18 protein-coding genes are annotated in these 15,214 nt (G+C 31.4%); 13 read left to right on the plus strand and 5 right to left on the minus strand.

Annotated elements, in window-relative coordinates; translation table 11 throughout:
* The first annotated feature begins 52 nt into the window (after positions 1–52).
* The 3 genes from eutH (at position 53) to COJ46_RS14395 (ending at position 3,140) form a co-directional block, all read left to right on the plus strand.
* Positions 53–1,126, plus strand: coding sequence for an ethanolamine utilization protein EutH (eutH, locus tag COJ46_RS14385; RefSeq protein ID WP_098566013.1), 1,074 nt, complete (start codon positions 53–55; stop codon positions 1,124–1,126).
* Between the two features lie 638 nt (positions 1,127–1,764).
* Positions 1,765–2,664, plus strand: a complete 900-nt coding sequence (gene ctaG, locus COJ46_RS14390; protein ID WP_141437780.1) for a cytochrome c oxidase assembly factor CtaG — start codon at positions 1,765–1,767, stop codon at positions 2,662–2,664.
* Between the two features lie 11 nt (positions 2,665–2,675).
* Positions 2,676–3,140: a DUF420 domain-containing protein gene (locus COJ46_RS14395; protein ID WP_097975651.1), complete on the plus strand. Its 465-nt coding sequence runs from the start codon at positions 2,676–2,678 to the stop codon at positions 3,138–3,140.
* 61 nt (positions 3,141–3,201) lie between these two features.
* On the opposite strand, the gene COJ46_RS14400 is transcribed toward COJ46_RS14395, so the two are convergent.
* The gene (locus tag COJ46_RS14400) at positions 3,202–3,573 is read right to left on the minus strand and encodes a YugN family protein (protein ID WP_069035575.1); all 372 of its coding nucleotides are present in this window, start codon (positions 3,571–3,573) and stop codon (positions 3,202–3,204) included.
* Between the two features lie 176 nt (positions 3,574–3,749).
* Between COJ46_RS14400 and COJ46_RS14405 the strand changes: the two genes are divergently transcribed.
* From COJ46_RS14405 to COJ46_RS14425, 5 genes are all read left to right on the plus strand, one after another.
* On the plus strand, positions 3,750–4,793 hold the full coding sequence (locus COJ46_RS14405; RefSeq protein ID WP_097975649.1) for a CAP domain-containing protein: 1,044 nt from the start codon (positions 3,750–3,752) through the stop codon (positions 4,791–4,793).
* 115 nt (positions 4,794–4,908) lie between these two features.
* Positions 4,909–5,328 carry a YlbD family protein gene (locus COJ46_RS14410; protein ID WP_097975647.1) on the plus strand — a complete coding sequence of 140 codons (420 nt, stop codon included), beginning with the start codon at positions 4,909–4,911 and terminating at the stop codon, positions 5,326–5,328.
* 11 nt (positions 5,329–5,339) lie between these two features.
* Positions 5,340–5,621 (plus strand): YlbE-like family protein, encoded by a 282-nt coding sequence (locus tag COJ46_RS14415; RefSeq protein ID WP_097975645.1) that lies wholly within the window; start codon positions 5,340–5,342, stop codon positions 5,619–5,621.
* 76 nt (positions 5,622–5,697) lie between these two features.
* On the plus strand, positions 5,698–6,270 hold the full coding sequence (locus tag COJ46_RS14420; RefSeq protein WP_097975643.1) for a histidine phosphatase family protein: 573 nt from the start codon (positions 5,698–5,700) through the stop codon (positions 6,268–6,270).
* A 61-nt stretch (positions 6,271–6,331) separates the two neighbouring features.
* A complete protein-coding gene (locus COJ46_RS14425; protein WP_097975641.1) occupies positions 6,332–6,787 on the plus strand; it encodes a YlbF/YmcA family competence regulator in 456 nt (151 codons plus the stop codon).
* 54 nt (positions 6,788–6,841) lie between these two features.
* On the opposite strand, the gene COJ46_RS24775 is transcribed toward COJ46_RS14425, so the two are convergent.
* Complete coding sequence (locus tag COJ46_RS24775; RefSeq protein WP_097975639.1) at positions 6,842–7,159, minus strand: hypothetical protein; 318 nt, start codon at positions 7,157–7,159, stop codon at positions 6,842–6,844.
* A gap of 100 nt (positions 7,160–7,259) precedes the next feature.
* Here COJ46_RS24775 and COJ46_RS14435 point away from each other — a divergent pair, with 100 nt between their 5' ends.
* The gene (locus tag COJ46_RS14435) at positions 7,260–7,532 is read left to right on the plus strand and encodes a YlbG family protein (RefSeq protein WP_056468449.1); all 273 of its coding nucleotides are present in this window, start codon (positions 7,260–7,262) and stop codon (positions 7,530–7,532) included.
* Between the two features lie 174 nt (positions 7,533–7,706).
* Here COJ46_RS14435 and COJ46_RS14440 read toward each other — a convergent pair whose 3' ends face one another.
* Entirely contained in the window at positions 7,707–8,096 is a 390-nt protein-coding gene (locus tag COJ46_RS14440; protein WP_097975637.1) for a DUF7147 family protein, read from the minus strand.
* Between the two features lie 368 nt (positions 8,097–8,464).
* Between COJ46_RS14440 and rsmD the strand changes: the two genes are divergently transcribed.
* Complete coding sequence (gene rsmD / locus COJ46_RS14445) at positions 8,465–9,022, plus strand: 16S rRNA (guanine(966)-N(2))-methyltransferase RsmD (protein ID WP_097975636.1); 558 nt, start codon at positions 8,465–8,467, stop codon at positions 9,020–9,022.
* Positions 9,023–9,039: 17 nt separating this feature from the next.
* On the plus strand, positions 9,040–9,531 hold the full coding sequence (gene coaD / locus COJ46_RS14450) for a pantetheine-phosphate adenylyltransferase (RefSeq protein WP_097975634.1): 492 nt from the start codon (positions 9,040–9,042) through the stop codon (positions 9,529–9,531).
* Between the two features lie 608 nt (positions 9,532–10,139).
* Here the strand turns inward: coaD and ylbJ are convergent.
* On the minus strand, positions 10,140–11,396 hold the full coding sequence (ylbJ, locus tag COJ46_RS14455; RefSeq protein ID WP_097975632.1) for a sporulation integral membrane protein YlbJ: 1,257 nt from the start codon (positions 11,394–11,396) through the stop codon (positions 10,140–10,142).
* A gap of 139 nt (positions 11,397–11,535) precedes the next feature.
* Here ylbJ and COJ46_RS14460 point away from each other — a divergent pair, with 139 nt between their 5' ends.
* Together COJ46_RS14460 and COJ46_RS14465 are read left to right on the plus strand one after the other, a co-directional pair.
* A complete protein-coding gene (locus tag COJ46_RS14460) occupies positions 11,536–12,342 on the plus strand; it encodes a patatin-like phospholipase family protein (protein ID WP_097975630.1) in 807 nt (268 codons plus the stop codon).
* Positions 12,317–13,342 carry a SepM family pheromone-processing serine protease gene (locus COJ46_RS14465; protein ID WP_097975628.1) on the plus strand — a complete coding sequence of 342 codons (1,026 nt, stop codon included), beginning with the start codon at positions 12,317–12,319 and terminating at the stop codon, positions 13,340–13,342. Before COJ46_RS14460 ends, COJ46_RS14465 begins: the two co-directional genes overlap by 26 nt.
* Before the next feature lie 98 nt (positions 13,343–13,440).
* Here the strand turns inward: COJ46_RS14465 and COJ46_RS14470 are convergent, their stop codons facing one another.
* A complete protein-coding gene (locus COJ46_RS14470) occupies positions 13,441–14,712 on the minus strand; it encodes a nucleotidyltransferase (RefSeq protein WP_098566014.1) in 1,272 nt (423 codons plus the stop codon).
* Between the last annotated feature and the right edge of the window lie 502 nt (positions 14,713–15,214).

The raw sequence follows: 15,214 nt of genomic DNA on the forward strand, positions 1-15,214 counted from the left end.
CTAATGCATTTTAAAAAGATGACCTTTCTTTTGAATGGGAGGAGTATTCGATATGAATGAAATCATCTTATATATCATGACGTGTTTTATGGTTCTAGGGGCAATCGATTATCTGATTGGTAATCGGTATGGACTCGGACAAAAATTTAAGGAAGCCTTCCAATCCATGGGACCACTTGCTCTTTCAATGGTTGGCATGATCTCGCTATCACCTGTATTAGCAAAATGGTTAACACCGATTGTATCTCCTGTCTACCAGTTTCTTGGAGCAGATCCATCGATGTTTTCATCCACGTTTTTAGCTCTTGACATGGGTGGATACTCATTAGCAAATGAAATGGCTCAATCGAGTGATGCTGCTTTATTTTCTTGGGTGTTTTTAGGAACAATGATGGGGCCAACAATTGTTTTTACCATTCCGGTTGCTTTAAGCATCGTTCATAAAAATGATCATCCCTTTTTTGCTAAAGGAATTTTAATTGGGCTAATGACTATTCCATTTGGATGTTTAGCGGGAGGATTCGTTGCAGGATTTGGTTTTATATGGATGCTGAAAAATTTGATTCCTTCTATCCTGGTTTCTATCTTGATTGGCATTGGAATGCTATCGGCTCAATCAGTGATGATTCGTGGTTTTAAATGGTTTGGAAAAGGAATTGAAATCGTTATTATCATTGGTCTTGTTTCGATTATCATTAAAACATTAACAGGTATCTCTATTATTCCAGGTTTGATGCCGCTTTCGGAAGGCTTTGTAACAGTTGGAAAAATAACGATCATACTTGCCGGTGCGTTTCCGTTTGTTTTTGTGCTAGTAAAAGTATTACAAAAGCCTTTTGCATTACTCGGAAATAAGCTAGGTATGAATCAACAAGCATTAGGTGGATTCATCGCTTCCTTCGCCCATCACATTCCAATGTTTGCGACAATGCATGAGATGGATGACCGTGGGAAAGTCATAAATACCGCTTTTGCAGTAAGCGGTGCATTTGTTTTTGGCAGTCACTTAGGTTTTGTAGCAGGTGTTGAGAAGAATTTTGTCATTCCACTGATTGTCGGTAAACTGACCGCTGGGTTTTTGGCTGCTGCATTGGCTTTGCTAGTGACAAAACGTGTGGCAAAATGAATTATGAATAATAGAAATGTAGATTGGAAGGTTAAAGGCTTGCCTCATTTGGGGAAGCATGATCAGTGTGTTGAAATATAATGTGGTCAATAGGGAAAAAGGACATTAAATTAACTTAACATTTTTTAGTGATGAAATTATCGTATATTTGGATGATTTTTTCATGGTTTTAAATGTGAATATGTTTGAGTAATTTCATGATTCCCAATGGTTTTTTCAGAAGTTAAAAAATTATGAGCTAATTTTATTAAAAACAAATTCAATTGATTAGTTTAGTTTTTTTAATGTTTGATATTAATTAACCTACAACAGCGTGAGGATGCTATAGTACCTCACAAAAAGTGTGCACCCTATATTTTCATTCACTATAAATACCCATCATTTAAAAATGAATAACGTTTTCAAATCGTATTTTAATTTGAATAAACCGTTATTACTGTTATATAATTTAGTAGTATAATAGTTTGGATAATTTCATTAAATATTATATGATAGAAGTAATGTTTAAATTTTTTTTGTCTTTGTGAAGTTTTTGTTTATAAGTTTTAAATCTACACTATATTTACATAGTCCAATATTAATTTAAACATTAGGTAAAAATAATAAGTGTGAATAGAATAATTAAAGGGTGTGCATTCATGATTAGCTTAGGGATGTTCGGGTTTAAAGCACTTTGGAGTCCATATTTATTTGTGTTTTTAGTTTTAGTCATTTTAGGTTATTTTTACATAATTAATAAATTTAAAGATAAAAACCATGTTACTGAGACTAAACAAAAGGTGTATTTCGTAATTGGTATTTTGTTAGTTTACACCGCACAAGGCAGTCCAATCGATTTAATTGGTCATATAATTTTTAGTGCACATATGACTGAAATGGCAGTATTATACTTAGTTGCACCGATCTTTCTTATTAATGGTATTCCAGATTGGTTATGGAGAAACATACTTAAACCAAAATTCGTTAATTCGTTTTTTACTTTTGCTACAAAACCATTAATTGCTTTACTTATTTTTAATGTAGTATTTTCGATTTACCATTATCCATTAGTATTTGATACGGTAAAAACGAATAATGTCTATCATTTCTTATTTACCAATATATTATTTTTCATGGCAGTATTTATGTGGTTTCCTGTTATTAATAACTTACCTGAGAGACAAACACTTTCTGATATCCAAAAGATTGGTTATATGTTTGGAAATGGTATTTTATTAACACCAGCATGTGCACTTATTATTTTTGCAGGACATCCATTTTACGCGACTTATAATGATCCAGTGTTATGGAGTAAAGCGATGGAACTTTGCGTATCACCAGATTTATTAAAATCACTTAATATTTCAGGTCCAGAAGTATTTAACTTTATGTCAGCAAGGGAAGATCAGCAGGTTGGCGGAGTTATCATGAAAATTATCCAGGAAATAGTTTATGGATCTGTTATTGGTTATAATTTTTTCAAATGGGCTAAAAGAGAACAAAATGGAAATAAAATTGATCCAATCAGTAGTAATCCGTTATTGCTTAAAAAATCGTAGGGGTGGAAATTTTGAATTCGTTACCAATTTTACCAACAATAAGTACAAGTTTTATTGTAATTAGTGCCGTATTAGTTGCAATCGGCTGGTATCTTATTGCAAAAAGAAATATAGAGGGACATAAGAAAGTTATGTTCTTTGCTGGAGTCTTTGCACTCTCGTTTTTCATTGTATACGCAACGAGAACAATCTTTATCGGAAATACTTCTTTTGGGGGACCAAAAAGTTTAAAGCTGTATTATCATATATTTTTATTTTTCCATATATTCTTAGCTACAACTGGCGGAGTATTTGGTCTAGTATCAATTATCTCAGGATATAAAAACAAATTAAAACTACACAAAAAAATTGGACCGATTACTAGTATTATTTGGTTTTTTACTGCAATTACAGGTGTATTCGTTTATTGCTTATTATACGTTTTCTACAAAGGTGGAGACACTACTTCCGTGATTAAAGCTGTTTTAGGATTTTAAGTGAAAAATAAAAGAGTGAGTAAAAGAAGTTGTACTTCTTTTTACTCACTCTTTTTAATAATTATAGAATAATGAACTTGCTTACTAGAGAAATTTGCTCTTCAGCTTTTTTAAGTAATTCTTTACTTTTATCAACGATACTTTCAGGGAAGTTTTCGCCTTCTCCGTACTCTACACCGTGAGGATAATAGTATTTACCTAAAAGTGGAGTAAGTAATTGGATTTTCCCTTTACTTGACTCTACGTGTCCTTCTACTGCGAAACCTTGAACGCGTAAGTAGTAGATTTCATTACGTTGTTCAAATTTATAATCGTAAGTTACTCTTTCGTAATCCCATTGACCAGCAAGGACAAAGCCTAATTCTTCCATGATTTCAGTTAATAAATTTACATTTAATACATGGTTTTCTAAATTTGTATTCTCAAATTTCATGTTATTACCCCCTAAATTACTTAGAAAAAATCCCTATTAATATAATATTATCTATGACAATAATTAGCAATGAAAAGCTGATAAATGTATTTTAACTAATTTATATATTTTTTTGAATAATTTGGCTACAATGGATATATAAACATAGAGTTAACAATTGGGAAGGGAAGATCTAAATGGAAAAGCTTATAAAACTTTTCTTTTTTACAATAAGTTTTATAACAGTTTTTATGTTCAGTCCACTTATTAAAGATTGGATCACCAATATTTCATCATTTAAACAATATCAAAAAGTAGAAGAAGTGAATATGCCAATGATCGAAAATGCAAGTACTGAAAAAGTTACATACTCCGTTTCTCAGTATATTGGTCAAAGTGAACAAGAAATTTTAAAAAACTTTGGTAAACCGTCAAGAAAAGTTCCTTCTCAATATGACTACGATTGGCTTGTTTATGATAAGGATGCTACAAAGTATACTCAATTTGGTGTACTAAATGGCAAAGTTGTAACGATTTATGTTGCAGGTAATAAAGTTGATATAACCCCATTTGTGATGGGGAGCCACTATGAAGAAACAATGGATAATGTAGCATTACATGATAAAGTCTCTTTTTCGATATTAAGTAATCAATACACATTTAAATTATCGACAACCGATTTACACGAACGTCCACTTGTTTCATTAAATAATTGTTTTGCTCAACTTTATTTTGACCGTTTTACTGGAAGTTTATTAGGTGTTCGCTATTTATCTCCAGAAACTTTAGTTAAGCAAAAACCGTACGAGCTAATTTATAGTGGGAATTTAATAAATGCAAAAAAATTAAATACATTGCAAGAAGCAATTGTTGATCGCGAAGAAGAGAGACAGATATTTAACTTAACGAATGTTTATCGTAAAAGAATGAATTTAAGTACTTTAAATTGGAATGCTAATGCTGCCAAAGTAGCTTTAGGACATAGTAAAGATATGGTTCAAAATAAATATTTTGATCACTATTCTAACTTATATGGTAGTCTAGCTGATCGTTTAAATGATGCAAATGTTCCGTACAGAATTGCTGGCGAAAATATTTCTGCTAATTATGTAGATGGTATAGCATCTGTATATGGATGGATTAATAGTAAAGGCCATCGTGTAAATATGTATAAAAAAGAATACACCACCCTTGGAGTTGGAGCCTTTAATAAATATTACACCCAAAATTTTATAAAATAATAGCGAAATCAAGCAAAAGCGAAAGTTTGTGCTTGATTTTTTTATTTCCATACAAGCACAAAATTATTCGAAAGACATAATTTTGTAGTAAATGCTTTTAATTGGAGTGATATGAATGGGAAATGAAAATAATCGTCCATCTATCGAACAATTTAGGCAATTCGTTATGGAACACCCAAAACTTCGTGAGGAAGTAAAAACGGGTAAAAAAACATGGCAACAATATTTTGAAGATTGGTATTACAAAGGTCAAGACCATGAAATGTGGGATGAATATAGAAATGACAATAATAATAATACAAAGTCTCAAAAGAAAACTGCCAAAACGGAACAATCAGAAGAAGGATATGTTGGAAAAGTCATTTCTTTTGTTAAAAATTTAGATCCAGATCAAATTCAAGGCCATTTAACAAATGTAAACTCTACTTTAACGAATATTCAACAGCTTATATCACAATTTAAATCTCCAGCTGCTTCAACTAATCAAAGAGAAGAAAAGCCAGCATCACAACAATTTAATTTTAGACAGGATTGAGGAGATCTAAATTGAGAAAAGATGTATTAGAATTTCTGCAGAGTGAGGAAGATTATTTGAAGTTTTTAAGACAACAACCAAAATGGTATCGTAAACTTTCTAGAAATCCTGAGCTTACTGATGAGTTTAGACTGGCTTCCCTTGAGTTTTTTGGTAAAACTATTCCACAACGAGTTGATAAATTGTCAAATCAAGTTCAAATGGCATCGTTTATGATTGACATGTTCCATGTATTAAAGGATCAACAAAGTACTAGTAGTGAATCCTCTGATACTGAATCAAAAGAAGACTAAAAAAGGATAATAATTCAATCTGTCATAGCTTTTTGCTACAATGAAGAAAGTAAGTTTTAAAAAAGGAGTAGTAGTTATGACAGAAATTTGTTTAGTAAGACATGGGCAAACTGATTGGAATTTTAACAATATAATTCAAGGAAGAGAAGATATTCCTTTAAATATGGTAGGTAAACAACAGGCGAATGATAGTGCATTGTTTTTAAGTGATCAAAAATGGGATTGGGTTATTACAAGTCCTTTGGTTAGGGCGAAACAAACTGCACAGGCAATTGCAGAGTTTTCTAAAATTGATGAGATTATAGAGGATGAACGATTTCTAGAAAGAGAATTTGGTGAAGCTAGTGGAAAACCTATTTCAGATGTTCATGAAAACATTTATAATAATAATGTAGAAGGAATGGAAACAAATGAAGAATTAATCGATCGAGCTTTTAGTGCATTAAAAGACATTGCCCAAAATTATGAAGGTAAACGAATTGTAATTGTTGCACATTCTCATACGATTAAGGCAATTCTACATGCGATTGATCCTGAGAAAGTAAATTTTAGGACGAAATTAAAAAATGCTTGTGCAAATTTTATTGAATTTAAAGATGGTAAATGGAAGATAAATGAATTTAATATTTCTGATCACATAAAAGCTTAGGACAAGTTCTTTTATTTAAGGAATTAAATGTGATATAGTTTATTCTTGGAGGTGTAAGGAAATGTATGCAACAATGGAAACCTTGCAACTTATAACAGTCTCAGAAGAACTTGCTTCAATGATCGTGCAATCGGATGTTGCAGATCAGTATCGAACTTCATATATTGCATTAAATAATGATAAAACTGCCCAAGAAATTATTAGCCGTTTTATGAAGACGAAGGATTTATATGAGGATGTTCAGCGATTTGGAAAATATCATCCTGATTATAAAGAAATTCGTAAAAAAATGAGTGAAGTTAAAAGAGAACTTCAATTAAACGATACAATCGCTGCATTTAAGCAAGCTGAAGATCAGGTCCAATTACTTTTAGATGAGACTAGCTATTTAATTGCTCAATCTGTTTCGCCTTCTGTAAAAGTTCCAGCGGGTAATCCATTCTTCGTAAATACAGGTGGAGGATGTAGTACTGGTGGATGTGGCACAGGTGGAAAGTGTGGATGTAAAACGAGGTAATAAATCATATTGAAAGGCTCATTATATGATAATGAGTCTTTTTTTTAGTAAAAGTCATTTTCTGAACCTAGTACAGTTAGCGCAATTATTTCCACAACAAAACATTTTTTTATTCGGAACGTAAAATCGATGTTTAAATACGAAATTATTATGTTCTTTACGAATAAATTCAACTCGGTAAATTAGTTTAAACTGTTCAGTAATGGTTCTTGCGCAATCAATCAGTAGTTTTTTGATCGATTCTTCGGTTTGTTGTCGGTCGGTCTGAATATATAGAAAATTGGCACCGCAAATTTGTTTGTTTGAAAAATGATTAATTTGTTTATAATTTGAAATACAGTTAAAAAATTGCTCCCAAACATCATCTAACATAATTTTCAATCCTTTCTAAAAACTATTTATGAAAGTTTCGTTGCAAAAGAAATTTGGGATATGATATTCTATTTCTAACGGATTTTTAAAGGAGAAAGCTATGTTCGTGCAAAGACAAGGTATTATTATTTATTTACAATCATTAAAACAAGCAAAAATGTTACGTAAATTTGGAAATATTCACTTTGTCTCTAAACGTTTGAAATACGTAGTCCTATATTGCAATATGGATGATATAGATCGAACAATAGAGAGATTGAAAAAATTTCATTTTGTGAAACGAATTGAATTGTCATATAAACCTTTTATTAAGACTGAGTACGAAAATGCAAAACCAGACGAAGCAAAGGAATATGATTATCAAGTAGATTAAAAACGATTGAATGGATAATTAATTTAGAAGGGGTGACCTATCTGAATTAAAAACCGTTCAATCGTTTTTCTTGTGGTATGGTTGAGTGGTAGGGGATAGGTAAAAACTATCCCTGATATTCTTTTTACTTTATAAGAAAGATTAGAAAATAGTAAATCCTATTATCTAGTCTAGTTATTTCATTGGTGGAATTAAGTGATTTAAGCGTAAAATTCCGATAATATATTGATGGAATAAATCGTTTTCATGAAATGAGCTTGAGTGTCTAATTTGTAATGTGATGATTTCTTTGTTTAAGGTTGTAGCTAATTCTTCAAACAACACTTCACGTTTTGTAACTGAATCTTCTTTTAGTGTAATTCCTTCTCTACAATAATATATTGGTTGGAATTCACCAATAGAAGTAGGGCTTAAGATAACAGCAAAAGAACAGCAGTTTGAACCTTTATTTTCAGCTGTTAATTTAAGTAAAAATTTAACTCTATCTTTTTGCGATTTAGCAATTTCAAATAGTTCATATAAATCTGAGTATCCTTCTCCAATTTCAATCATGCGTTGGATCATGTGTGTTCCCCCTTAAAACGTAAATACTTTACGAGTAATTCAAACAAAGTATGGAAATAAATGCAACATTTATTCTACAGGATAAAGGCATAAAAAAAAACCCCGCATTTGCAGGGCCCCTCTTATTAAAGTGTAATCACTTAAAAGAAGGCAAAGGGAGAGGAGAAACCGGAGGAAGAACTTATGGGGAAACGTAAGTCTTCTCCGCGGTTGGCAACAACATCAACTGAGATGTTGTTAAAATTAATTATTTCCAAAGTGGATGATTTTATACATAAGTAGAAGAATATGGAAAGAAATGTTTTTGTTTTAGTGAAATTATGATAGGATATGTTCGTAAATTGAAATATATAGTAGGAGTAAATTAAATGAGAGTAGTGTCAGGAAAAAATAAAGGATTAAGTTTAAAGGCAGTACCTGGAATGAGTACTAGACCGACAACCGATAAAGTAAAAGAAGCAATGTTTAATATAATTGGACCTTACTTTGAAGGTGGTATTGTATTAGATTTATTCGGTGGTAGTGGTGGACTATCAATTGAGGCATTAAGTAGAGGGATTGAAAAAGCGATTATTGTAGACCGTGAAATGAAGGCGATTAAGACGATTAAAGAAAACTTAGCAACTTGTAATCTAACTGATTGTGCTGAAGTATATCGAAATGACGCTGAGAGAGCTGTCAAAGCGATTATTAAAAGAGAGATCCAATTTGATTTAATTATTTTAGATCCTCCTTATAAAAAGCAACAAATCGTCTCATTAATTGAAACTTTTGATGGAAAAAATCTACTTGCATCAGATGGAACAATTTTAGTAGAACATGCTACAGATGTCGAATTACCTGAAAAAATAGGGAAATTTGTTCGAACAAAATCAGAAAAATATGGAATTTGTGGCGTATCAGTGTATCATATTCGTATGGAGTAATTTTTAGGGGGTACAAGATGAAACGTATTGCTGTTTGTCCTGGGAGTTTTGATCCAATTACTTTAGGACATTTAGATATTATTAAACGTGGAGCAAGAGTGTTTGATGAAGTAATTGTTGTCGTATTAAATAACTCGGCCAAAAATTCTTTATTTACTTTAGAAGAAAGAAAAGAATTAATTACGGAAGCTACAAGTGCAATTCCAAATGTACGCGTTGATTCATTTAGTGGTCTATTAATGGATTATGCGAAAAAAATTAACGCCTCTGCAATATTAAGAGGCCTAAGAGCAGTATCAGACTTTGAATATGAAATGCAAATTACAGCAATGAACAAAAAATTAGTAGATGAAATTGACACATTTTTTGTAATGACAAATAATCAATATTCATTCCTCAGTTCTTCAATTGTAAAAGAAGTCGCGAAATATGGTGGAAATGTAAAAGACTTAGTACCAGAATGTGTAAATAACGCATTAACAGAAAAATTTTTGAAACCTCAAGTTTAATGTAAGCTTAAGTATTTATATATAATTTATTAATGAGAAGACAACAAAAAAGAAACCTCAAGTGTTTAAAACTGAGGTTTCTTTTATTGTTGAAAATATAAAATAGTCACTTATACTAAGTGAGCCTTATTGATCATATAATTTATTTTTCGAAGACATAATAATTAATGATTTTAAAAGTTAATCTATGAACATTAATTAATAAAAATAAGCCTTTGAACTTGTTTTTAAATTCTTTTAACTCTTAAATATTTAATAATTTCTCAAGAATATACAATTACTAGAGATTATTGATCTTATAAAAATTCTTTAATAGTTGACCTATAAACTAATTAACAAACTTTTATACTACTCTAAGAAAAGGATATTTGATTAAGTTTTTATCGTAAACTTTTTTTGATGAATTAGTTGATTGGAATGGAAGGATGCTCGACTCCTATGGGATAAGCGGGAANNGCCCCATGGAAAGCGAGCATCCTGTAATGGAAATCAACATCACTCTACTCCTTTTACGAATATTTGATAATTATTTGACGAATTTTTTTTCAACCACGTGAGAAACCTCAATTATAATTTACTGAAGTTTCTCTTTTTATATACGGAAGGCTTTAAGAAGATAACTTTTTTATATACAGTTTATAAATCAAGATAATTACATAAATGTAAAGAGAAATTAATGTTATAAATGAACCTGTTGAAATCAATGATTCCAGGTTTAACTGTTTCTCTGTAAAAATCTTTATAACAGGTAAAGTATTATTAGTAACATTAGAAGTTAACTGATTAAGATATAGTGGCTTCCAAAAGATAATTGCCAAAATAGGTGCAATTCCAGATTGTAATAAACGACCAATTAAATAAGGTTTAATACTTAATTTCACTTCAGAAATAATACTTGCTACTTGGGCTTGTATTGAAAAACCACCAAATCCTAAAATAAAGCTAGTTAAAGCCACTTGCTGCAATAATGTACTATTGCCTAATTCACTGACTAATTTAGATCCTAGAGTAATTTCAAATAATCCAGATAAAAAAGGCGTAGATAAATTGTGATTAACCTTTAAATTTGAAAAGCAATATGCAATTATTTTTCCAACATTCGAGATAAATCCAATTTCAATTAAAAGCATATTAAGAACAGAAAAAACGATAATAAATCCACCGATCATTAATAATGTTTGTACGGAAGAAGCTATTGCGTCCCCTAATATTTTTCCGATCGGTCTTCTTTCACTTAATCTTTTTTCATGCATAACTTTAAAAGCGTATTTAAAGCGGTTAGAATGAATTCTTTCTTTACGAGAGTAGTTAGGTTGGTTTCTTCCGTAAAACCTCATAATGAGGCCTACAATAGCGTTAGATAAATAATGACTGAGTGCAAGAACGATCCCAACTTTTGGGTTATGAAAAAAACCAACAGATATGGCAACAAAAATAAACAATGGATTCGATGAATTTGTAAATGAATTAAGTCGTTCGGCTTCTAATTTTGTTAATTCCCCATCTTTATATAATTTTGCAGAAAGTTTCGCACCTGAAGGAAATCCTGAAGCCATCCCCATAGCCCAAACAAACGCCCCAACACCCGGAACTCTAAATAAAGGTCTCATAACTGGCTCTAAAAATACACCAATAAATTGAACAATTCCAAAGCATATTAGAAGTTCACTTAAAATGAAAAAAGGAAGGAGCGAAGGAAATACGATTCCCCACCACATATTTAACCCTCTTATTGAACCTTTAAATGCTACCTCTGGATGCAAAATAATAGTTGATGTCAGAAATATGAGTAATAAAAAAATTAGTAAGGTAATGAAGTAATTTTTTTTCACATATAAACCTCCAAAGATAAACTTAAAAACCATATAGATTTTTGTCTAATTGTAGTAAGACCAATGAGTAGGAAATAAGATAGTAATATATGTATAAAAAAACTTGTACAATTAAATATACGTTGCTGGAATTCAATTTTAGACCAAAGAGTTTAATTGGAGGGGAAACAACTTGGAACCGAAAATTGGTTTAGCATTAGGTTCAGGAGGTGCACGAGGATTTGCACATGTTGGTGTAATTTCTGTTTTAAAAAAGCATAATATTCCTATAGATCTGATTGCAGGCAGTAGTATAGGTGCTTTAGTTGCTGTTTTATACGGTGCTGGTGCGGATGTAGATCGTCTATATAAAATCGCAAAAGTATTTCAATCTAAATACTATATTGACTATGTTGTTCCAAAAATGGGTTTGATTTCTGGGAACAGAGTTAAAGAGTTGATAAAAGTACTATCATTTGGTAGAAAGCTTGAAGAATTAGATTTGCCAGTGTCGGTAATCGCTACAGATTTATTAACAGGAGAAAAAATTGTATTTCAAAAGGGAGATATTGCTACTGCAGTCCGTGGGAGTATTTCAATACCGGGAATTTTTGTACCAGAAACATGGAATGGAAAACTTTTAGTTGATGGTGGAGTCATCGATCGTATCCCCGTTTCAGTTGTCAAAGAGATGGGGGCTGATTTTATTATTGGAGTAGATGCTTCTCCTATTCAAGTAAGTGGTGAAGTTTCGACAATCTATGATGTGATTATGCAAAGTATTGAAATAATGCAGCATGAGCTCGTGAGAAATAGAGAAATTGCTTCGAATGTTATGATAAGACCTAAATTAGACCATGTTAATTCTAGAAACTTTACTAACCTTGAAAATGTTATCAAAATAGGTGAAGAAGCTACAGAAAAATTAATTCCAGAGATTCTTGAAAAGATTGAGCAATGGAAGGAGAAAAATAGTGATAAAAAGGATCAGAATTCTTAATGTCCTATTAGTACTTGGTATTACGCTAATTCTTTTATATTTCATTCCATTACCATACTATGTAACAAAACCAGGCTTAGCCGAGCCTTTAAGGCCATATGTAAAAGTTGAAGGTGCAAAAAAAGATAAAGGTGAATTTATGCTAACGACCGTCGCAATGGGTAAGGCAAATGTCTATTCATATATTGGTACGAAAATTAATGACAATTACCATTTATACAAGATAGAAGAAATAAAAGTAAAAGGTGAAAGTGATGAAGATTATCAGTTCCGCCAATTAAGATACATGGAAGAGTCAAAGCAAGCTGCGATTTTAAACGCATATAAGCAGGCTAAAAAATCTTATAAAGTGACGGAAAACGGAATAGTAGTCGTATCTGTTTTAAAGGATATGCCAGCCCATAACGTATTAATGCTAGGTGACATTATCACTAAAATCGATGGGAAAGAAATTCGTACGATCAATGATTTTACCAATACAATAAAAAGTAGAAAGCCTGGTACAAATTTTAATTTAGAAGTAAGTAGAAAAGGGGAAATTAAATACTTTAATATTAAAACAGAAGCTTTTAAAGACGAACCGAATCGTGCTGGAATTGGTGTTTCGATTGCAGAAAATTTAAATCTAACTACAAATCCAAAAGTTAAAATAAATTCAGAAGAGATTGGTGGACCTTCAGCGGGACTGATGTTTGCACTAGAAATTTATGATCAATTAAAAGACGAAAGTTTAGCAAAAGGTCATGAAATAGCTGGAACTGGAACAATTGATAAAAATGGAGTCGTTGGACCGATAGGTGGTATATCTCAAAAAATAATTGCAGCATCTGATTCCGGAGCAGAGATTTTCTTTGCACCAAATGAGAACGGTAAAAAGAATTCTAATTATAATGAAGCTATAAAAAGTGCAAAAAAACATGACTTGAAAATGAAAATAATACCGATTGATACATATGACGAAGCAATCAATTATCTTGAAAAGTTAAAGACAAAAAAATAATTTGATTAGAATAGGCGCATGATAAAAAATGGCAGGATATAAGGGGGATATCCCTAAACCTGCCATTTTTTTAGTTTATACTATTTAGTTGAAACTAATTACGATCTACTAAATTGATTACTATTTTCATCATAAATAATTGGATACAGTGAATATTCGGTTTTTATTAATTTTTGTTGATTATGTAATGAAAGCATCGAAGCATAAGTATATGTTGCTTTCAAATCAGTACTTAGTTCTTTTTGATTTTGCTGATTAATAGTCGTGTAAATTGGTAATTCAATTAATTTTTTTTTGCTATTTAAATAAGTTTTTCCCATTGAACTCATACCGAGTAAACGAATATAAGGAACACGATCTTTCTCTAATATTGCTGACATTTCCTTTTTTGATGTATTTGTTAAGATATGTGTTAACAATCTTTGAATTCGAGTCCAAGTGTATCTCTTTGTTTTTATTGATGTCATTAACTCTTCAAAATTAAGACAGTTTAATACAGAATGTAATACCCTTCTTTCTAAACCTTCGACAGCTTCGTAAATTTCCTCAAGCTCTTCTTTAGTTGAAGTCATTAATTTATATTTCAAAAATGGTAAATATTCATTCCAAGAATGAAGAGCACCATACTCGTTTATGTAATCTTCAATTGAATCTTTAGTAAAGCTTGGAACAAAGTCAGAAATCGATTGATTTTCACCTTTTAGAATTTTTCTAATTGCTGTAGCGCTAGCGATACTATGATGATTGGTTTCTTCATCATGATAATTTGCAGCTATACGCTGAATCGTTCTACCTTCCATTCGACTATCAAAGTGTTCAATAGCTTCTAAATAATGTATTCCTAAAATATTATTTGGAAGTGAAACATCTAGCTTCGATGATTCAAGATTTTTTTGTAAAGCAGTGCTATATGCAGCAGGATAACTTAGTCCTTCATCAAGAAAAGTACGTATACTTGTATTGATTGAAGAAGTAAGCTGCTTCTTTTGTTTGATTAACTCGTAAAATGTCTCAATTTTACCCTCTTCACTTCCAAAACAAACATAATCACATTTTAAAGAATCAAGAATTGAAATAGCGCCTTTGGCAAAGATGCTAGCGTGTTGAGTCGAATAGCTATAAGGTAATTCAATAACAAGATCTGCACCTGCTTGTAAAGCCAACTTTGTACGTACATGCTTTGGAACGACTGCTGGCTCGCCTCTTTGTAAAAATTGACCACTCATTACCGCAATAACAACATCAGCATTTGTACTTTTTTTAGAACTAGTTAAATGAAAAACATGTCCATTATGTAATGGGTTATACTCTACTACTACACCAACCGAACGCAGAGAAATGCACCTCCAATATTTACTAATTTCACGAATTTATACATTAAGAATACCAGTTTTCAGAAATAATTCGCAACCTAGTGTGAATTGTATTGAATTTTATTGTGGAAAATAATATATTAGATAGGTTACATATAAGAAGCAAGGTCAAGGATTTAATGGGAAAGCTAGTAACCAAGTCTAAAACTTTTAGTGAATTTTTCGTCGTATGCTTGTCGGGAATTCAGTCAAAGAAGTATATTATGATGTCTAGCTCCACAAGCTAGCTCTTCTGTAATATTCCATTAATCTTCGAAGTGGAAAGAGCCACTTCTTTTAGCTGAATGGAGATATTCTAAAAAATAAGTAGAAAAGATGTCTAGCTCCGGCTCCTAACTCCTCGAGTCATAAGCCAATTTTCATCTAAGATTAAAGAGCAAATCTTAGCCAAAAATCGTCTTATGCTTGTCGGAGCTAAGCAGTCGCCTCCGCTTTTCGAGAGTGTAAAGAAAAAATATTGACAAGTGATTATAAAGAATATATAATTTTCATTGTTGCC

It is taken from the genome of Bacillus sp. AFS077874, from assembly GCF_002566505.1.
In the GTDB taxonomy this organism is placed as follows: Bacteria; Bacillota; Bacilli; order Bacillales; family Bacillaceae_G; genus Gottfriedia.